The sequence below is a fragment of the Hafnia alvei genome (assembly GCF_900095695.1).
In the GTDB taxonomy this organism is placed as follows: domain Bacteria; phylum Pseudomonadota; class Gammaproteobacteria; order Enterobacterales; family Enterobacteriaceae; genus Hafnia; species Hafnia alvei_B.
Genome location: NZ_FMIQ01000005.1, coordinates 15,187 through 35,416, shown reverse-complemented (window position 1 = coordinate 35,416; position 20,230 = coordinate 15,187). Strand labels below are relative to the sequence as shown.

Sequence of the window (20,230 nt, the reverse complement as noted above, 5' to 3'; positions counted from 1 at the left end):
GATAATCCCGCCTTACTTAAACTGTTTGAGGAAACGCAGATCGTTTTCGAAGAATGCACGCAGATCGGTTACGCCATAGCGCAACATGGTTAAACGCTCCATGCCCATCCCGAATGCAAAACCAGAGTAAACTTCTGGATCGATACCTACGTTACGCAGCACGTTTGGATGCACCATACCGCAGCCTAATACTTCCAGCCATTTGCCATTTTTGCCCATCACGTCAACTTCGGCGGAAGGCTCGGTGAACGGGAAATAAGAAGGACGGAAACGAATCTGCAAGTCTTCTTCAAAGAAGTTATTCAGGAAATCGTGCAGCGTGCCTTTCAAGTTGGTAAAGCTAATATCTTTATCAACAATCAGGCCTTCCATTTGATGGAACATTGGCGTGTGGGTCTGATCGTAGTCGTTACGATAGACACGGCCCGGCGCAATGATGCGAATTGGCGGCTGCTGTTCTTTCATGGTGCGGATCTGCACACCCGAAGTTTGGGTACGCAGCAGGCGTTTTGCATCGAACCAGAAAGTATCGTGGTCTGCGCGCGCTGGATGATGAGCAGGAATATTTAAAGCGTCGAAGTTGTGATAGTCATCTTCGATTTCTGGGCCAGTTTCAACGGCAAAACCCAATTCGCCAAAGAACGTTTCAATACGTTCAATAGTGCGGGTCACTGGGTGGAGGCCACCGTTTTCCATACGACGACCTGGCATAGATACATCGATGGTTTCCTCGGCCAGACGGGCATTGAGCGCTGCCGATTCCAGATCTGATTTACGGGCATTCAGAGCTTCCTGAACTTCCTGTTTAGCCTGGTTAATCACAGCACCCGCAGCGGGACGCTCTTCTGCTGGCAGTTCGCGCAGTGACGTCATCTGCAGCGTCAAATGGCCTTTCTTACCCAAATATTCAACACGCACGTTATCTAGCGTGGCAATATCCTGAGCATTCTCTACGGCTGCCTTTGCTTGGGCAACCAACTCTGCGAGATGTGGCATTGCTTTCCTCTTCTTCCAGCCTGTTAGGCCCGATTGTCGATGGTGAGAGTCTCCCCTTCGCACTTGAAGTTGCTGCTATAGAAACCGCCACTTCAAATGCTCTGGGTATATACCCTTCATGCTTGACGCTGCCCTGGCGCAACTTCACACATTTGGGGGTATCGATCGTCTTAAGTGCGCTCATGAATAAACCTAAATCGGTAAACCATGTTAAAGCAAAAAAAAAGCCTCCACGAGGGAGGCTTTCAGCGCTATTTTTCGTTTCTTTTCTTACGCGCAAAGCCTCCTGAATTCAGGCGCTAAAGTAAAAAAAGAAACGGAAAATAGCAGCGTGCATGCTTGCATTACCTTAAAAAAGTGAAAAAACTGATTCTATTGAAAAACTTAGCGGGCCGAATGTCAAGCTAAACACAAGCCAAACAACAAAAAGCAAAAGAGGGAGCAAGCTCCCTCTTTTATCTGATGGCTTACGCCAGAGCAGATTTCGCTTTTTCTACCAGAGCAGCAAACGCTACTTTGTCGAATACAGCGATGTCAGCCAGGATCTTACGGTCGATTTCAACAGAAGCCTTTTTCAGACCATTGATGAAACGGCTGTAAGAGATGCCGTTCTGACGTGCAGCAGCGTTAATACGTGCAATCCACAGCTGACGGAACTGACGTTTACGTTGACGACGGTCACGGTAAGCGTACTGGCCTGCTTTGATTACTGCCTGGAAGGCAACACGATAGACGCGCGAACGGGCACCGTAGTAGCCTTTCGCCTGCTTCATTACTTTTTTGTGACGTGCGCGTGCAATTACACCACGTTTTACGCGAGCCATATGCTCTCCTTAAGTCTTAATCTTGATTCAAAAAATGTTTACTTATGCGTACGGCAAGCACGCTACGACCAAGCCCAGATCCCCTTTGGAAACCAGACCTTTTGGACGCAGATGACGCTTACGCTTAGTAGATTTTTTGGTCAAAATATGACGCAGGTTAGCATGTTTACGCTTAAAACCACCACCGGCGGTTTTTTTGAAGCGCTTGGCAGCGCCACGCACAGTTTTAATCTTTGGCATTTCGATTTCCACTTCGCATTGTTAATTACATGAATCAGTGAGGCGAATAACGCCAGCGACAGACCGAAACCTATCGCTGGCAGTATTACTTGAGAGCCTTACTGTTTCTTCTTAGGTGCGAGCACCATGATCATCTGACGGCCTTCGATCTTCGTAGGGAAGGATTCGACTACTGCCAGTTCACTCAGATCTTCTTTCACGCGGTTAAGCACTTCCATACCGATCTGTTGGTGCGCCATTTCACGTCCACGGAAACGCAGAGTGATTTTGGCTTTATCGCCATCTTCCAGAAAGCGAACCAGGCTGCGGAGTTTTACCTGGTAGTCGCCATCGTCGGTTCCAGGTCGGAATTTGATTTCCTTAACCTGAACAATCTTTTGCTTCTTCTTCTGTTCTTTGGTGGCCTTACTCTTCTCATAGAGGAATTTGCCGTAATCCATGATTCGACAAACTGGCGGCTCGGCATTTGGGCTGATTTCTACTAAATCAACGCCCGCTTCCTCAGCCTTTTCCAAAGCTTCATTCAGACTGACAATACCAATCTGCTCGCCATCAACGCCTGTTAAGCGAACCTCTTGGGCGCGAATTTCTCTGTTGATGCGATTAGGACGCGCCGGTTGAACTCTTTTTCCGCCTTTAATAACTCGATTCCTCTAATTGGTGAAGACTACGGCTGCGAATCTCTTTTTGCAGCTTTTCGATCACTTCATTTACATCCATGGTTCCCAAGTCTTTGCCGCGGCGGGTACGAACGGCTACTTTGCCAGATTCGACCTCTTTGTCGCCACAAACCAACATGTATGGGACACGACGTAAAGTGTGTTCGCGGATTTTAAAGCCTATCTTCTCGTTTCTCAAGTCTGATTTCGCACGAATACCAGCAGCTTGCAGCTTTTTGGTTAATTCATCGACATAATCAGCCTGTGCATCGGTGATATTCATCACCTGTACCTGTACTGGTGCGAGCCAAGTTGGGTAGAACCCAGCATACTCTTCAGTCAGGATACCAATGAAGCGTTCCATCGAACCAAGAATAGCACGGTGAATCATCACCGGAACTAAACGTTCGTTGTTTTCACCCACGTAAGACGCGTTTAAACGGCCTGGTAACGAGAAGTCGAGCTGCACAGTACCACATTGCCATGCACGATCCAAACAGTCATGCAGAGTAAACTCAATCTTAGGTCCGTAGAAAGCGCCCTCACCCGGCTGATATTCAAACGGAATGCCGTTTTCTTTCAGCGCTGCGGCCAAGTCTTCTTCCGCACGATCCCAGATTTCATCGCTGCCGATACGTTTTTCTGGACGAGTAGACAGTTTCACCACGATTTTTTCAAAGCCGAAGATGCTATACATGTCGTATACCATCTTGATACAGCTGTTTACTTCATCGCGGATCTGCTCTTCAGTACAGAAAATATGCGCATCATCCTGAGTGAATCCACGCACGCGCATCAGGCCATGCAGTGAACCCGAAGGCTCGTTACGATGACAGCTACCGAACTCACCCATACGCAGTGGCAAATCACGATAAGATTTCAGACCTTGGTTGAAGATCTGAACGTGACCTGGACAGTTCATTGGTTTAATGCAGTACTCGCGGTTTTCCGAAGACGTGGTGAACATTGCATCTTTATAGTTCTCCCAGTGCCCTGTTTTTTCCCACAGTACTCGGTCCATCATGAACGGACCTTTTACTTCCTGATAATCGTATTCTTTCAGTTTAACGCGAACGAACGCTTCCAACTCACGGAAGATAGTCCAGCCGTCGTTATGCCAGAACACCATACCCGGCGCTTCTTCCTGCATATGATACAGGTCGAGCTGCTTGCCGATTTTGCGGTGGTCGCGTTTTGCGGCTTCTTCCAGACGCTGCAGATAGGCATTTAACTGCTTTTTATCTGCCCATGCGGTGCCGTAGATACGCTGTAAAACGGTATTATTGCTATCGCCGCGCCAGTAGGCACCAGACGACTTCTGCAGTTTGAAATGGTGGCAGAAACGCATATTTGGCACGTGCGGTCCACGGCACATGTCGATATATTCTTCGTGGTGATACAGACCCGGCTGGTCATCGCGACTGATGTTCTCATCCAGAATCGCCACTTTATATGGTTCCTGACGTGCTTCAAAAGCGTCACGGGCTTCTTGCCAGCTCACTTTTTTCTTAATCACGTCGTAATCTTTATCTGCCAGCTCATGCATACGCTTGTCGAGCAGCTCAAGATCTTCCTGCGTCAGGGTATGATCAAGGTCTACATCGTAGTAGAAACCATTGTCGATCACCGGGCCAATGGCCATTTTAGTGTTCGGCCACAGCTGTTTGATCGCATGACCCAAAAGATGCGCGCAGGAATGGCGGATAATTTCCAAGCCTTCCTGATCTTTTGCGGTAATGATGGAAACACTGGCGTCTTGTGTAATCGGATCGCAAGCATCAACCAGCTCACCGTTAACGCGACCCGCAATGCAGGCTTTCGCCAAGCCAGGTCCGATGTCCATAGCAATATCCATTACGGATACAGGTTTGTCGAACTGGCGCTGACTACCGTCAGGAAGTGTAATAACAGGCATTTATATTCCTTATCTACAGTGGTGACCCACACGACAGGCCACATATAGAAAACAATTTGTATTTAAAATCATCGTTTTATGGGCGCCATCCTGCTGTACTTTGCAAGATATGTACGCAGCGTGATACATAAAACGCTATGCACCCCTGAATACTCACACCCACTACTGCCGATATTAACACCCACAGAGAATGGGTTAAACAAAAACACGGCTACACAGCGATTCTTACCTGCTCTCAACTTGGCAGATGTTACGTTAGATCAAATAACAGCGGGTTAAAGAAAAGGCATTTCCAAATTTTTCAAACAGATCACACTCAGTGAAAGTTCATAGTGATGACGGGCTGTTCAACTTCGTAGGTCCATATTTTGCTGTACCTGATGACCATTGACTGAAAACTGACTAGAGAACGGCGGCTATGGTTGCATATTTATGCCATCCAATAAAATAACGTACGGGTCATTAATAAATATAACGAGGCTGCATAAAAGGAATTATATTTTTTAATCTTTAAATATAAAAATAAAACGCCGGGAAGAATCCCGGCAATAAAAATAATGAAAAGAATGAAAAGAATGAATATTCATAGTAAGACATACTACGTAATCTGCATTGGCATGCAGTGGCCTAAAAATAGTATTCCTATGATTAGAAATCAAATTAACAAAAGGTGCTTAAGCCAATAAAACTATTAACGGTGATTGACGATATAGTTCAAAAGCTAGATCTTAACGTAAGTAAACCAAACAAGTGAGAGTTATCATATTCAAACTTTTATTTAATTCCGCATTTTTTGCGCTTTTACTCCATCCGCAAAGCCGACAATATCGACAGCACTTAGCTTATTTAGTTCATAAAAATGAGTTAATATTGTTGAGTATAAAAAAAGCAATTGGCATCAATGCAATAATAAAGGTTAAGGAAAATAAAATGAAACGCAAAGTTCTCGCAGTGGTAATACCAACATTAATGGCATTAGCAGGAGCAGCCCATGCTGCCGAAATTTATAATAAAGATGGCAATAAACTAGACTTACATTTCAAAGTCGATGGCCTTCACTATATTTCAGATAATGATAACTCCGATGGCGATCACTCTTATGTCCGTGGTGGTTTCAGTGGCGAAACGCAAATTACGGATATGCTGACCGGCTATGGCATGTGGGAATATCAAGCAAACCTAAACCATACTGAAGGCGAAGATAATAGAAACTTTAGCCGTTTCGGTTTCGCCGGCCTTAAATTCGGGGATTATGGCTCTTTGGATTACGGGCGTAATTCTGGGATTATTTACGACATCATGGCTTGGACCGATATGCAGCCAGAGTTTGACGGTAGCACCGTTGGCGCTGATAACTTCATGTTCCAACGCGCTGGCGGCGTGCTAACCTACCATAACCGTGATTTCTTCGGCTTGGTCGATGGCCTAAACTTCGGCATTCAGTATCAAGGTAAAAATGACGACCCAACCGAAAACAAAGATGGCCGTGATGTATTAAGCCAAAATGGTGATGGTTACGGTTTATCACTCTCTTACGATCTGGGCTATGGTTTTAGCCTCGGTGGTGCCTACTTCCAATCTGACCGAACCAACGACCAGAACAGCGGCGGTAAAGGTGGTCGCTATAATGATATTATGGGTAATGGTGATAAGGCCGAAGCTTATACTGTGGGCGTGAAATACGAAAACAGCGGTTATTATGCCGCGGCAAACTATACACAATCCTATAACGCGATTCGTTTTGGTAACTCTAATGACCATAACGAAGCCTATGGTTACGCAAACAAAGCGCAAGGCGTAGAAATGTATACTGGTTATACCTTTGATTTCGGCTTGCAACCTTTCGTCGGCTGGAACTATGTTGAAGGTAAAGACTTAGGCAGCAATGGCGCATCTCGCGATTATGGCGATCAGAAATTGGTTAACTTTATCGATATTGGTGCAACCTACTTCTTTAATAAAAACATGTCTACGTATGTCGATTATAAAATTAACATGATCGATGATAACGACTTTACTCGTTCAGCGGGTATTGACACTGATGATACCGTAGCATTAGGGATTGTTTACCAGTTCTAAGAGCAGCACCATGATCAATAAAAAATAATAAAGTAAATATTAACAGCCTTTAGCTCGGTATTATACCGGGCTTTTTTTATTTTAAGAGCAGGAAATAGAATTTAAAAACACATAACTTTCAGCGCTAGATGAAATGCCAGCATCCGCAGATAAGCAGAAAGAACTGTTGTCATAAAAAGCGATAGCCTCATCGATGCATAGAAACATCCACATATAATAACCCGCCGGTAATAAAAGGCTTTAAGGGCGCATCGCGCATGAATATTCATTTTTTATGCATTATAATAAGAAAAGGACGAGATGATTTTTATCTATTACGTGTATAAATAAATGAACAGCGCTGCTGAGTTTCGTTCGTATTTTTCAGTTTAGATATCGATGTTTTTTCAGTCATAATTTGTTACACTAGCTAACGTTAGTTTTCGATATCTCAATATCCCATTTTATGTTCCGATTGAGGCATTTGTCTTCACTCGCAGTGAGTTGTTTTTTTTTGATTTTATAGCTACTTCATAAACCAAGGTAATTAGATGTATCCAGCAGCATGGGCCTTTATAAAAACGGTATATTTGATCGGCTCAATCATCTCCGCGTTACTGACTTTCAAAGCCTGCGCTGACCCCTCGCTCAAAATCAGGATCTTCACTGCCATACTGATTGGATTAACATGGCCAATGAGTTTTCCCATTGTTTTGTTATTTTGGGCATTTATGTGATGTAGCATAGCCTTGTAGCAGCGTTATTTTATAAGGATAGTGAGTAGGTTAATCGCTCAGAATTTAATAAATGCTGTTGTTATAAGATTTATCTTAGATTAAGTATCATACGAGAAAATAAAAAATTCCTTGGGTAGAATTGAATAGAACACCCGAATGAATTCCGCTGAATGAATAAAGGTTTGTTATGTACGCACTCGTTATGATGGTCTGTTATCTGAGCGGCCCTTGTGAAAGCTTGTACCTTGGTGGTTTTGATACGGAAGAGCAATGTGTACGCGAGATGAATGTGCAGCGAATTCAACGCGGCGGATGTATCCCGCTTGAAAATGTACTAGACGATTTTTGGCAGCCAGCAACCCGCGCTGCTGACTTCCCTCACCTGTTCTAATGTGGACCGATTTGCAGCAAGAGTTCGTCAATCCGCTTAATCACCAACGTGCTGGCGTGCTCCATAGTGGCTAAACTTGCCTTTAAATGCGGATCGTCACCTGCCCTAAATGCCACCAATGCCTCTCGGCCAGAACGATGCACTTCGGCGTGTGGAGCTTCAAGCTGAGCAAAGCTGCTAAGGTGCGAAAACTCCCGCCCCGCGTCGCCATAGAACCATTTCCCTAAGCGGCAATCCGTATGGCTGTTAACTTCAGCAACTTCATCTTGTTGTAATATCAGTTCATAAACTTTGACTTTCCAAATAACGTGATCGAGTTTAACCGTATTCAGAAACTGTTGGGTGGCGATAAAGCGAATGATTTCCTGCATATGCGCTGAAAGTTCAATAACCTGCTGTAACATCTGGCAAGCCTGTTCTGTCGCGTGACGAATATCGTGTGTGGACTGATTATTTTCCCCAACGCTCGCACTCACGCTTTTCGCATGCTGGTTAATATCCTGAGTCAAAGCGGTAATATTTCCCGCCTGAAGTTGAATCTCCGAAGAGAGCTGTTTGATCTCTTTCGCAATAACGGAGAATCCAGCCCCTCGTCCACCAACATGGGCAGCCTCGATGGCTGAGTTGATCGCCAACAGATTGGTCTGTTTAGAAAGCTTATTAATCGCATCGATATTGTTATTAATACCTTTGAGTACAGCAATTAATTCGTCAATGTAGCCAATACTCTCACCGGAATGCTGTTCAATGAGGCTAACCAATTCAGCAAGCCGCCCCATTCCCAGACGAGCCTGTTCATTTTTTTGGTTAAGCTCATCAACCGTCACTAATTCTTCCATCAAGCTTTGGCTAGAGTGCAGCAATGAGTCTCGAATAATTTCTATCGCGCCGATGCCAGAAAGAAAGCTATGACACAACAATTCACCATATGACTTCTGAGTAACATCAACGTCTTCTATCAACACGGCTTCCGATGTTGGCGCTAAGTCTGTCGTTATTTGCCTTACCGGCCGCTCATGTTTATGCCCAAACCACCGCTTTAATTGCGTATACATTGCCTAAACCCCTCCTGACCTCTGATAGGCCAACCTATTGTGCATGACCATTCAAATCACACTTGACCGCTCCGCACGACATATAAGGGTTATCGACAGAAGCCGCGAAATATTTATGGTTATTATGTTTCGGTAAAAATTTTGTATTTTTTATGTGACAGATAAATTCCAGAAAAATAAAGAGTTAACACTGCGCCAAAAATTAAAATGGAAATGAATTCCGTTTATTTGTGGAAAAAAACCTATCCCCTTCTATGCTAAATAACGGGCCATCTGGTAACCGCACACGTATATGAATCAATCAGGAGAGAAGTTATGGGAAAATCATTCGTTCGAATCGGGATCTTTGAAGTGGAAGATGCAGAACTGTCAAAAACGCCAGATAGCCAGTTGAAGAGCCATACGCTCAGCATACCTTGCAAATCAAACACCGATCTTTGCATGCAGCTTGACGGCTGGGATGAGCAAACCACCGTTCCCGCGCTGCTAGATGGCAAAAACGCCCTGCTTTACCGCAACCATTACGATCGCCAGAGCGATGCTTGGGTCATGCGTTTTGCATAATGGGAAAGCCCTAGGCAAGGATAATTTGATAACCTTGTCTAGGTGTATCAACAAGTTTGAAAAGAATTGGAAATGAAATCCATTTTTAATGATTAATGCGCATCGCGTAACTGCGTGGCATCAAGCGTAGGTAATACCGGCGGTTCAACGGGTTTAGTTTTAGCAAAGATATAATCCAGAATGGCACGCGTTGTCGGTGCTGCAGATACACCATTCCCACCACCGTTTTCTAAAATGACGGCAATCGCAACCTTAGGGTTTGAATACGGCGCAAACGCCGTGTAGAAAATATGATCGCGCAGCTTCACCGGGATCATTTTGGCGTTGTAAACTTGATCTTGTTTCAGCCCAAATACCTGAGAGGTGCCTGACTTGGCGGCAATTTCATAAGGCGCAGTGTGGAAATACTTGTAGCCAGTGCCGTTAGGATAGTTTGCCATACCAAACATGCCTTTTTTCACAATACCCCAGATCGGCGATTTCGGATCGGCCACCTGCGAATGTTCTTCCTGCTGATAGCGCTCGACATGGTTCCCTTGTTTCATCGAATACATCAAATGCGGCGTTTTTGTTGTGCCATTATTGATGAGCGTACTCAAGGCCTTAACCATTTGAATCGGGGTGGCGGTCCAATACCCTTGCCCAATGCCTACAGAAATAGTATCGCCTTGATACCACATTTTTTTGTGGACTTTCTGCTTCCATGCTCGATCGGGCAAAACGCCCTTGGCCTGTTCCATTAAATCGATTCCGGAATATTGCCCGTAGCCAAATTTACTCAACCATTCATGGATGCGATCGATCCCCATTTCATACGCCACCTGATAGAAAAACGTATCCGCTGATTCTTCAATCGCCTTGGTCACGTTTAACATGCCATGACCGGTTTTCAGCCAGTCTCGATAATGGCGATTAGTGCCGGGAAGCACCCAAGTAGGTTGGCCAAAAAACGTGGTCTGCGGCGTGATAACACCGGCAAAGAGCGCAGATGTGGCCATGAACGGTTTAACCGTGGATGCAGGCGGGTAAATCCCTTGAGTAACACGGTTAATCAATGGTAAGTCAGAATTATCGAGCAAAGCCTGATAAGACTTATACGATATACCGTTCACAAAAGGGTTCGGATCATAGCTTGGGCTAGAGACCATCGCCAAAATACCACCATCGCGCGGATCCATCACCACCACGGCCGCACGCTGTCCCTTCAGCAGTTTCTCAATATATTGCTGAAGCGGTAGATCTATCGTCAGATAAATATTCTTTCCGGCCTGCGGCGGCGTCTCGGTTAACTCTCGCACCACGCGCCCATGGCTATCGACCTCAACCTCCTGCGAGCCCGTGGTACCGTGCAGTTGGGATTCGTAATAACGTTCGATTCCCTGCTTGCCAATGTCATGATCCGCCGCATAGTTTTCACCTTCACCGGCCTCATTCAGCCGTTTGGCATCGCGATCGTTAATCTTTGAAACATAGCCAACAACGTGGGCTAGCTCAGCGCCGTATGGATAGTAACGCTGCTGATAGCTGCTAATCGACACGCCGGGAAATTCAAATTCATTGACAGAAAAGCGCGCAACTTCAACGTCGCTCAGCGCTTCTTTGAGGGGCACTTCAGCAAAGCGTCGAGAGGACTTCATCGCCTCGTGGAAGTTATTAATATCATCCGCTGTTAAATCCACTATCGGCGTCAGCGCTTTGATCGTTTCGTCTAAGTTAGCGACTTTCCCAGGAATCAGTTCAATTTGATACAGCGTTTGGTTTTCTACTAAAGGCGTTCCGTTGCGGTCATAAATCAACCCGCGTACCGGCGCAATGGGCAGGGTTTTAATGTCGTTGGCGTTCGAGCGTGTTTGATACTGATCGTGCTCTTCTACCTGAAGGTGATACAGATTAAGCACTAATACGCCGAAAAGCAGCACAACCATCACCGCGGCAATAATTGAACGGCGGATAAACAGCGTCTCTTCAGCACTGTGGTCGCGAAATGGCTCTAGCAAACGGCTCATGACTGGAGATACAGGTGCAAAACGACCTGTCGGATTCACTCAATAATTAAACGGACGCTAAGGCTAAACACAATCTGCAGCGAGTGAAACCACGGTGATGCTAATGAGTCATCATCATTGTTTCAGGATGTGAATATATTCGTGAAATGTGACAAGACAAGTGTAATTAAGAGGAAAATAGCCAATTGATGTGTAATGCACGCCGCTAAAGTTACATTTTAGGGGGACCACACCGATGGGGTCGTAGCGGCGTAAGCCGCCTGAGCGCCCCGCGGTGTGGTAGACCCGTGTATCTCGATCTCTTAAACCAACGTCATTACTTCCTAAAAACCATGTTTTTTCAGGCTAGCTAATAATCGACGATGTCGGCGCGGCAACATCTTTTGGGTTAGCTCCGAAACGGTTGCTGCCTGGTTGGCTATCGAAGACGGCGAAGATAAACAACACAAACCAGCCAACGATCGGGATAAGACCGATCAACACCCACCAGCCGCTGCGGTCAGTATCGTGGAGACGGCGAACCATAACCGCAATCGAAGGAATAATTAACAGCAGGCCGTAAACCACGGTCAGCACGCCTTCGCCACTCTCATTGCTCCAGCCTAATGCATCCTGTACGAACCCCAATAGAATTGTGATGATGGCGTTTATCAGTACGAACCACCAATACTCTCTACGTCTAGCGCGGTCACGAAAATTGAAATAGTTCTTCAGAACCTTCAGATACCAATCCATCGTTCTTCCTTTTATCCAGAGCCATAAATCTCACCTGATTGTATTCTGCCCACCAAGTGATAATTCCGTATATTGATAACAATCAATTATGTCTCGTCACAAACATTTCAGCCAGAAATGTAGGCTAAATGAGCGCAAAAAAAATCTGGTCATGCGTAAAGTATGCAAAAAAAGTAAAAAGTGCATACTTTGCCGGTTCGAGTTGACACAAATCATGTTTGCGCAGATAGGCGTCTGCTATAAATCCCAGCGTTTTATGTCATACAAAAATAATGGGACGATCAGGAATCCACATGCCACTAAAACTAAAAGCGCTGCCCTACGCACTCGCCTTCATTTTTGGCGCACTGCCACTTATTTCTCACGCCAGCGCGCAACCAGCCACGCAGCACACGCTTAAACTGGCCATTGGCGAAGAGCCGACTGAAGGTTTTGATCCGCTACTTGGCTGGAGCCACGGTAGCTACTTGCTGTTACATAGCCCACTGTTAAAACAAAAGGCCGATCTTAGCTGGGATAACCTGCTGACAGAAAAAGTCACCAACAGCGAGGATGGCAAAACGTGGACGCTAACGCTAAAGCCTAACTTAAAATTCTCTGACGGCTCACCGCTCACGGCCAAAGATGTCGCCTTCACTTACAACCAAGCCGCACGCGGCGGCGGCAAGATCGATATGGGCAACTTTGCTTCGGCAAAAGCGCTAGATTCGCGCAGCGTAGAAATGACGCTCTCCGCACCGCAAAGCACTTTCGTTAACGTATTAGGCTCACTGGGCATTGTTTCCGCAGAAAAATATGATGCTAAAACCTACGCTCAGAAGCCTATCGGTGCGGGCCCTTATCGACTGGTAAGCTTTGAGCCGGGTCAACAGCTCATCGTTGAAGCAAACCCTTATTACGCCGGCCACAAAAATGATTTCAATAAATTAGTTTTTGTCTTTTTAGATGAAGACAGTGCCTATGCGGCAGCACAAAGCGGTCAGCTTGGCTTGGTGCGTATTGCGCCATCTATGTCGGTAAGCGGACAAAATGGCCTGAAGCTGTGGGTGCGATCAAGCGTAGAAAATCGAGGCATCGTATTCCCAACCACGCAGGCAGGGAAAAAAGACGCCAATGGTTATCCGATTGGCAATAACGTCACCGCCGATATCGCCATTCGTCGTGCCATCAACTACGCCATTAACCGCCAACTGCTCGCCGATCAACTGATGGAAGGCCACGCGATCCCTGCCTACAGTGCGGTTCAAGGATTACCTTGGGACAGCAAAGCCGCAGCGTTTAAAGACGGTGACATTGCCAAAGCCAAGCAGATTTTAGACGACGCGGGCTGGAAAGTCGGCAGTGACGGCGTGCGGGTGAAAAATGGTCAGAAAGCCGAATTAACCCTGTGGTATACCAGCGGCGACAGCACCCGCCGCGATCTGGCGCAGGCCGTCCGCTCGATGCTTCAACCACTGGGTATCAAAATGGATTTGCAGTCCGGCAGTTGGGAAACCGTCGAACGCAACATGCATGCAAACCCAACGCTGTTTGGCTGGGGCAGTTTAGATCCGATGGAGCTGTATCATCATTACAGCAGCAAAGCGGCCGGCGTGGAGTATTACAATCCGGGCTATTACAGCAACAAGATCGTCGATCAGCACCTGCAGCAAGCGCTCGATGCGCCAACGTGGCAAAAAGCGGTACCGTTCTGGCAACAGGTCGAATGGGATGGCAAAACGGGTGCGGGCGTGCAAGGCGATGCGGCTTGGGCTTGGTTGCTCAATGTGCAGCATACCTACTTAGCCAACCCCTGCGTCGATTTAGGTAAAGCGGCACCTGAAATTCACGGTAGCTGGTCCGTTCTCAATAATCTGCAAGATTGGAAGTGGACGTGCCATTAAAACGCTTCGCCGAACTCAGCCTGATACTCACGCGTTTACGCGGTTTGCGTCAGGCTGTGTATACCCTCTTTCGTTTAGCCTGCCTGCTGACGCTGGTGTCGGCGGGCACGTTCACGCTGCTCAGTTTTTCCCCCATCGATCCCATTCGTGCCTATATCGGCAATGACTTGCTGCATGTTCCCCCGCAGCAATACCCGTTGATTGCCGCCCGTTGGGGATTAGATCAACCGCTGTGGCTGCGCTTTTGGCACTGGTTCTCACAGGTGCTGCACGGCGATCTTGGCTACTCGATGCTGTATAATGCGCCCGTAGCCGACGTGATCGGCGAGCGATTCGCCACCTCTTTCGCCTTATTGGCCAGCGCATGGTTGTTATCCGGTTTTTTAGGCATGTTGCTAGGCTTTAGCGCGGGCCGCTATCTCAACCGTTGGCCCGACCGCTTGATTTGCCGTATCAGCTATCTGTTGTCATCACTGCCCACTTTTTGGGTTGGGCTTTTACTGCTGGTTATTTTTGCCGTCCACTGGCCATGGTTTCCCGTATGCTGTGCCTGGGAGCCGGGTAGCAGCGCACAGGATGCAACGATCGTTGAACGCATTCGCCACCTGATTTTGCCCATGATTGCGCTCAGTCTGATGGGCTTGGGACAGATCGCATTGCATACCCGCGAGAAAGTCGCCGAAGTTATGCACAGTGACTTCGTACGCTACGCGCAGGCACAAGGTGATTCAGGCTGGTCGCTATTACGGATTCAGGTATTTCGCCACGCGCTGACGCCCGCGCTGTGTCTTCAATTTGCCTCGGTAGGTGAATTACTCGGTGGTTCTCTGCTGGCAGAGAAAATCTTTGCCTATCCCGGACTGGGGCAAGCCACAATTGATGCGGGCCTGCGCGGCGATATTCCTTTGTTGATGGGCATCGTATTATTCAGCACCCTGTTAGTCTTTGGCGGAAATACGTTAGCCGCGGTGCTGTTGGCAAGAATGAATCGAATTTTGGAACGTCAATGATGCTGCATAACCCCGCGCCGTCGCTGTTACGCTTTGTGCTTTCGGCCCTCGTGCTGGTGACTCTCACGCTGTATGGGATTTCGTTGCTCTCGTCAGATATCCCATTGGATCTGCTGGCACGCTATCAAGCGCCTAGCGCCGTACACTGGTTTGGTACTGATAATCTGGGGCGCGATCTGTGGTTGCGCTGCTTTCAAGGCGCGCTAACGAGCCTGCAGATTGGTATCGGCGCTGCGCTGTGTAGCGGGATCATCGCCATGCTGGTTGCCAGCCTGACACTGCTGCATCCCGCGCTCGATCATATGCTGCGGTTACTCGTTGATACCCTGCTGTCGTTGCCGCACCTGCTGTTATTAATACTCATCTGCTTTACCGTTGGCGGTGGCAAACACGGCGTTATTTTGGCCGTGGCGTTAACCCACTGGCCGAAGCTGTCATTGATTCTGCGCGCCGAAGCACAGCGTATTCGCACCAGCGACTATATGACGCTTGCCCAGCGTTTAGGAAATAGCCGCTGGTATTGCTGGCGAGCGCATTATTTGCCTGCTCTAGCGCCTCAATGGTTTGTTGGCACGCTATTAATGTTTCCGCATGCGGTGTTACACAGCGCGGCACTTAGCTTTCTCGGCTTCGGCCTAGCGCCGCATGAGCCTTCGTTAGGCATTTTGTTGTCTGACGCACTGCGTTTTCTCAGCAACGGTTGCTGGTGGCTGGCGGTATTTCCGGGGCTGATTCTGCTGCTGATCGTTTTGCTGTTTGATCAATGTGCTCGCGCGATTCAACAGCTATGGCTAAGGAATCAATCATGCTGAATTTCGACAATGTGACTATCGAAAGCGCTCGCTATAGCTGGTTTGGTCGTAAAAGATGGTCGCCCATCCTGAGCAATATTAATTTTACGCTACGCCGTGGCGAAGTGGTCGCGTTGGTGGGCGGCAGCGGCGAAGGAAAAAGTTTATTGCTGCAGAGCGCCTTAGCCCTACTGCCGCAGAACCTGCGCAAACGCGGCGATATTCGCTTAAACGGCGAAGCGCTTGATGCGCTGCAATGCCAAAAGTTACGCGGTAACACCTTATGTTATGTGCCACAGGGCGTGAGCTCTCTCAATCCACTGCTCAACGTTGGCACTCAACTCTCTCGCAGCCTGCACCTGAGCGGCAGCCATACCTGTGCGCTTGCTCTCGAACAGCAAATTAAACATTACCAACTGCAAGCCGACGTTTTGCTGAAATATCCTCGTCAGTTATCTGGTGGAATGGCCAAACGAGTGCTCGCCTGTAATGCCGCATTGGGCGGCGCGCACTATATTCTGGCCGATGAAATCACCGCGTGGCTCGACGAGCCGCTGGCCTGCCAGCTGTTGCAGCAGCTACGCGATCTCAGTGCACAAGGCGCCGGTGTTTTGTGGGTGACTCACGATTTGTCATTAGCCGCTCGCTTCGCCGATCGTATCGTCGCCCTCAACGAAGGGCGGGTCAGCGATGACATCACGATCGACGCTCTAAAAAACGGGCACGGCAGCCCTACGCTACAAAAACACTGGCTCGCTCAGCCGGAGCACCATCCGTTATTTACCCACGTGCCCGCTGATGATCTCGCAACCTGTAAAATGAGGCGCGTTTAATGTTGCGTATTTCAGCGCTCAGCATAGAACAAGATAAGCGCCAGCTATGGCATGACTTTTCGCTCAACGTTTTGACCGGAGAGCGGGTAGGAATTTCAGCCCCTAGCGGCTACGGAAAAACAACATTAGGACGGGTATTAGCCGGCTGGCAGCCTTATCAGCAAGGGAGTATTACGCTTGACGATGCGGCGTTACCTTGCAAGGGATATTGCCCTGTTCAGCTCGTTCCTCAACATCCTGAACTGACGTTCAACCCTTACCGCACCACGGGGCAAGCATTGCGCGATGCTTGGCACCCGGATGCTGAACAACTTTCTCGTTTTCACGTCAAAGCAGAATGGTTAACCCGTAAGCCCAACCAACTTTCTGGCGGCGAGCTGGCGCGTATTGCGCTGTTAAGAGCGTTAGATCCCCGCACGCGGGTGTTAATTGCCGATGAGGTCACCGCACAGCTCGATCCTCATATTCAGCGGGATATCTGGCAGCAACTGATCATTGAGTCGCAGCAGCGCCCGCTGAGCATGATTATTTTTAGTCATCAGCGGGCATTGTTGGAGCAGATTTGCACGCGCGTCGAGGTGATAGCGTAGTTATTGGGTTATGGATAAAAACACCAAAACTCGACCAACATCGTTTGCTTATACGACCGAGATACACGGGGCTTGCGCCGCTACGACCCCATCGGTGTGCTCTCCCTAAAATAAGAGTCTGGTAAACAACACCATAAACTCTACAACTTATTTTTTATTCACTGGAGCCTCTGCGCCAAAAACAGCGTCGGACTGTGGGATCTGGGTAAATTTCGCAATGATGGTGCGGTAGGTTTGTGCAGGCTCAAGGTCGGTAAACTGCTGCGGATAAATAAACTTGGCTAAATAATCCAATCCTACGATGTTGTAAGGATGGTTATAGAAATTGTGGTACAAGCCATACAGATGGTTTTCCTGCACGGCTTTTATTTGGTTGAATCCATTGCGGGCTTTCAACTGACCAAAACGGTCATCCACCTGCTGCGACGTGACACCGTAACCGAATGGAATAGCAATACTGTCTTTATTTTTCCAGCGAGCACCGGAAACCACGTAAACATCCGGCTTCAGGCTGATCATTTTCTCCATCGATATTTCACCAGTCGCGCCCGGTAATAACCCAGACCCGAGGTTCTCCGCGCCGATCGCCTCAACCATACCGCCAAAACCAACGTGCGCATGGGTAAAGCAGCACGCTTGCGCCCCGCCAACGCCCGCTTTTGCTTCAACAAATACGCGCGGTTTTGGCGTGACTTTGGCGGTTATCGACGTTATTGCCTGCAAGTGCTGCTGATAAAAATCGGTATATTCTTTCGCTTCCTGTTCGCGATTAAGTACTTCACCTAACAGTTGGATGCTTTTCGGCGTATTGGCGATAGGCTGTAAAAAGGTATCCACGAACACCACGGGAACGTTCAGTGCCGCCAGCTGTTTCAGCACTCCGGTATCGGCTAGCGCAGGCTTGGCACGCAGTTGAGCTATCATTAAGTCCGGTTTACGTGCTATCACGCTTTCTAAATTCACCTCGCCCTTATCGCTAAAGCCCATATCAGGAATCTTATCTGCCTCTCCCGGCCACTTTTGGTTCAGCACCGCAAGCGTTTCAGGATCGCTTTTTTTCAGCAAATTGTTCCACGCCACAATTCGGCTAAACGGATCGGCACGATCGAGCAATGCCAGCGTCATGATGTCACGCCCATCCTGCACCACAATGCGCTTCGGCTCATGCTGCAAGGTAATACGCTGGCCGGATGTGTCTGTGATGGTCAGAGGATAAGTCGTTGCGATAACGGGGGCAGATACCGCCAGCGCACATACCAGCGCTAATCGATTGAAAGAACGTGCCATAAAGCTCTCCTGGAATGACCAAAATGGTCAATTGGTAATGATAATAAGTTTTATTTGCACGTAAAAATAAAGAATCTTGCCCGTAATTACAAACGAAATGCTTTTCTAAGTATGAATAGGCTCGATAAAAACAAAAAAAGCCGCGCTTCACAGCACGGCTTTTCACTTGAGCATTTTCGTAAGATTAGATCAGGCTGTAGACCAGCGCTGACAATGCAATCAGGCCCATTATCAACACAAAAGGATTGGTGATTGAACGGTATTTTTTCATCGCTGGCACTTTATGAATGGCATAAATTGGCAGAATGAACAGGATAACCGCAATCAGTGGTCCACTGATGGTTTCAATAATATGCAACGCGCTTGGGTTCAAGAAGGTCACCAACCACGTTACAGCAAACAACAACACCGCAGAGATCTTGTGAGTCACATTGGACGACACTTTCTTACCCACGCTGCGGAACGCGCCGTCAATCAAGCTGGTGGCACCTTCGGTCACGCCCAGCGAGGTTCCCAAATAGGATTTCGACATCGCCAAAATCGCCATCACCGGTCCTAAGTAGGCGATTAATGGATTTGAGAATTTATTCGCCAAACTCGACAGCACGGTAATATTTTCATCGCGTGCCGCCAACATTTCAGCATGCGACAGGCTCATCACACAGCTAAAGACAAAGAACAAAATGCTGACACAAATCATCATGTAGCTATAGCGCATGATACGCGCACAGCGACGCTCGGCCCCCTCGCCGTACAGTCCCTTTTGGGTGGAAGAGAACGAAGAGATGATCGGTGCATGGCTAAATGAGAACACCATCACCGGAACCGCCAGCCAGAGTGAACGCCATAATTGAGGGTCGCTCACCGACGTTTGCTGCAGGCCGGTGAAAAATGCAGATACGTGCCAATACGGGATCAGATAGAGAGAGATACCCAGCAGGAACACAATCAATGGGAAGACTAAAATCCCCATTGCCGCGACAATCGTCTCTTTACCGGTGCGCAGGATCAAACTCAGCGCCGCTACTACGCCTAAGCTCAACCAGATCCTCGGCGGCGGCGTAACGTGGAACTGGTTTATCAAGAAGCTTTCCAACGCATTGGTAATGGAGATGCTGTACACCAAAACTATCGGGAAAAAGGCCAGTAAATACAGCACCATGATGGCCTTACCCGCCAAAATGCCGAAATGCTCTTCAACCACGTCGGTGATATCACCGTCACGGCTTGAACCTGATAATACAAAGCGGCTAAGTGCGCGATGCGGCAAATAGGTTAATGGATAAGCCAAAATCGCCATCAAAATCAAGACTAACGGGCCGTTCAAGCCGGCGTTGATAGGCAAAAATAGCGTACCCGCACCAACCGCCGTGGCATAAAGCCCAAACATCCAGACTGTGTCTGTTTTATTCCACTTGGACGGGCGTTCTGTCGCTACCCGACCAGCATCAGGGGAAATAATACTCATTAATTCACTTACCTTCTTTGTGAAACGTGGGCCAACGCAGACATCCTGTTCTGCCCAAATGTGTCCTGCACTTTTGTAGATCGCTGTTATGAGCTGGCCTAAGGCCATATCGCGCAGGAAGCACAGAGTTCAATTCCGCAGGCGACACTCATTAGTTCTAAGAACGTTTAAAAACAATGAGTTATCAA

At 47.8% G+C, this 20,230-nt stretch carries 20 protein-coding genes and 1 other annotated feature; of the genes, 9 read left to right on the top strand and 11 right to left on the bottom strand.

Annotated elements, in window-relative coordinates:
* Positions 1-12: 12 nt before the first annotated feature.
* From pheS to thrS, 6 genes are all read right to left on the bottom strand, one after another.
* The gene (pheS, locus tag BN1044_RS01240; RefSeq protein WP_025801267.1) at positions 13-996 is read right to left on the bottom strand and encodes a phenylalanine--tRNA ligase subunit alpha; all 984 of its coding nucleotides are present in this window, start codon (positions 994-996) and stop codon (positions 13-15) included.
* A 217-nt stretch (positions 997-1,213) separates the two neighbouring features.
* Positions 1,214-1,338 (bottom strand) — a sequence feature (Phe leader region).
* On the bottom strand, positions 1,289-1,333 hold the full coding sequence (gene pheM, locus BN1044_RS23260) for a pheST operon leader peptide PheM (protein ID WP_121626058.1): 45 nt from the start codon (positions 1,331-1,333) through the stop codon (positions 1,289-1,291). (Overlaps the previous feature by 45 nt.)
* Before the next feature lie 125 nt (positions 1,339-1,463).
* The gene (gene rplT / locus BN1044_RS01235; protein WP_004089950.1) at positions 1,464-1,820 is read right to left on the bottom strand and encodes a 50S ribosomal protein L20; all 357 of its coding nucleotides are present in this window, start codon (positions 1,818-1,820) and stop codon (positions 1,464-1,466) included.
* A gap of 42 nt (positions 1,821-1,862) precedes the next feature.
* Entirely contained in the window at positions 1,863-2,060 is a 198-nt protein-coding gene (rpmI, locus tag BN1044_RS01230) for a 50S ribosomal protein L35 (RefSeq protein ID WP_025801266.1), read from the bottom strand.
* A 98-nt stretch (positions 2,061-2,158) separates the two neighbouring features.
* A complete protein-coding gene (gene infC / locus BN1044_RS01225) occupies positions 2,159-2,701 on the bottom strand; it encodes a translation initiation factor IF-3 (protein WP_025801265.1) in 543 nt (180 codons plus the stop codon).
* Complete coding sequence (gene thrS / locus BN1044_RS01220) at positions 2,697-4,634, bottom strand: threonine--tRNA ligase (RefSeq protein WP_072307217.1); 1,938 nt, start codon at positions 4,632-4,634, stop codon at positions 2,697-2,699. Before thrS ends, infC begins: the two co-directional genes overlap by 5 nt.
* A 930-nt stretch (positions 4,635-5,564) precedes the next feature.
* On the opposite strand from thrS, the gene ompC reads away from it, so the two are divergent.
* The 3 genes from ompC to BN1044_RS01205 all read left to right on the top strand — a co-directional run bounded on the left by ompC (position 5,565) and on the right by BN1044_RS01205 (position 7,820).
* The gene (ompC, locus tag BN1044_RS01215; RefSeq protein WP_072307216.1) at positions 5,565-6,713 is read left to right on the top strand and encodes a porin OmpC; all 1,149 of its coding nucleotides are present in this window, start codon (positions 5,565-5,567) and stop codon (positions 6,711-6,713) included.
* A 530-nt stretch (positions 6,714-7,243) separates the two neighbouring features.
* Positions 7,244-7,429, top strand: a complete 186-nt coding sequence (locus tag BN1044_RS01210) for a GhoT/OrtT family toxin (RefSeq protein WP_072307215.1) — start codon at positions 7,244-7,246, stop codon at positions 7,427-7,429.
* A 187-nt stretch (positions 7,430-7,616) separates the two neighbouring features.
* A complete protein-coding gene (locus tag BN1044_RS01205) occupies positions 7,617-7,820 on the top strand; it encodes a DUF1482 family protein (RefSeq protein WP_072307214.1) in 204 nt (67 codons plus the stop codon).
* On the opposite strand, the gene BN1044_RS24095 is transcribed toward BN1044_RS01205, so the two are convergent.
* A complete protein-coding gene (locus tag BN1044_RS24095; protein ID WP_072307213.1) occupies positions 7,817-8,875 on the bottom strand; it encodes a methyl-accepting chemotaxis protein in 1,059 nt (352 codons plus the stop codon). The two genes, BN1044_RS01205 and BN1044_RS24095, sit on opposite strands and share 4 nt — an antisense overlap.
* A gap of 315 nt (positions 8,876-9,190) precedes the next feature.
* Here BN1044_RS24095 and BN1044_RS01195 point away from each other — a divergent pair, with 315 nt between their 5' ends.
* On the top strand, positions 9,191-9,439 hold the full coding sequence (locus tag BN1044_RS01195) for a DUF1480 family protein (RefSeq protein WP_025801259.1): 249 nt from the start codon (positions 9,191-9,193) through the stop codon (positions 9,437-9,439).
* 92 nt (positions 9,440-9,531) lie between these two features.
* Here the strand turns inward: BN1044_RS01195 and mrdA are convergent, their stop codons facing one another.
* A complete protein-coding gene (mrdA, locus tag BN1044_RS01190) occupies positions 9,532-11,445 on the bottom strand; it encodes a peptidoglycan DD-transpeptidase MrdA (RefSeq protein ID WP_072307212.1) in 1,914 nt (637 codons plus the stop codon).
* A 345-nt stretch (positions 11,446-11,790) separates the two neighbouring features.
* Positions 11,791-12,180 (bottom strand): DUF805 domain-containing protein, encoded by a 390-nt coding sequence (locus tag BN1044_RS01185; RefSeq protein ID WP_040045017.1) that lies wholly within the window; start codon positions 12,178-12,180, stop codon positions 11,791-11,793.
* A 293-nt stretch (positions 12,181-12,473) separates the two neighbouring features.
* Here BN1044_RS01185 and BN1044_RS01180 point away from each other — a divergent pair, with 293 nt between their 5' ends.
* The 5 genes from BN1044_RS01180 to BN1044_RS01160 are packed head-to-tail and all read left to right on the top strand — an operon-like array spanning position 12,474 to position 17,287.
* Positions 12,474-14,063: an ABC transporter substrate-binding protein gene (locus BN1044_RS01180; RefSeq protein WP_072307211.1), complete on the top strand. Its 1,590-nt coding sequence runs from the start codon at positions 12,474-12,476 to the stop codon at positions 14,061-14,063.
* A gap of 44 nt (positions 14,064-14,107) precedes the next feature.
* Positions 14,108-15,073, top strand: a complete 966-nt coding sequence (locus BN1044_RS01175) for an ABC transporter permease (RefSeq protein ID WP_072307253.1) — start codon at positions 14,108-14,110, stop codon at positions 15,071-15,073.
* A complete protein-coding gene (locus tag BN1044_RS01170) occupies positions 15,073-15,885 on the top strand; it encodes an ABC transporter permease (RefSeq protein ID WP_072307252.1) in 813 nt (270 codons plus the stop codon). Before BN1044_RS01175 ends, BN1044_RS01170 begins: the two co-directional genes overlap by 1 nt.
* On the top strand, positions 15,879-16,697 hold the full coding sequence (locus BN1044_RS01165) for an ATP-binding cassette domain-containing protein (protein ID WP_072307210.1): 819 nt from the start codon (positions 15,879-15,881) through the stop codon (positions 16,695-16,697). The genes BN1044_RS01170 and BN1044_RS01165 overlap by 7 nt, the downstream gene beginning before the upstream one ends.
* Complete coding sequence (locus BN1044_RS01160; RefSeq protein WP_072307209.1) at positions 16,697-17,287, top strand: ATP-binding cassette domain-containing protein; 591 nt, start codon at positions 16,697-16,699, stop codon at positions 17,285-17,287. The genes BN1044_RS01165 and BN1044_RS01160 overlap by 1 nt, the downstream gene beginning before the upstream one ends.
* A gap of 147 nt (positions 17,288-17,434) precedes the next feature.
* Here the strand turns inward: BN1044_RS01160 and BN1044_RS01155 are convergent, their stop codons facing one another.
* Positions 17,435-18,574, bottom strand: a complete 1,140-nt coding sequence (locus tag BN1044_RS01155) for an ABC transporter substrate-binding protein (protein WP_072307208.1) — start codon at positions 18,572-18,574, stop codon at positions 17,435-17,437.
* Between the two features lie 184 nt (positions 18,575-18,758).
* A complete protein-coding gene (locus BN1044_RS01150) occupies positions 18,759-20,042 on the bottom strand; it encodes an SLC5/6 family protein (RefSeq protein WP_072307207.1) in 1,284 nt (427 codons plus the stop codon).
* Positions 20,043-20,230: the final 188 nt, after the last annotated feature.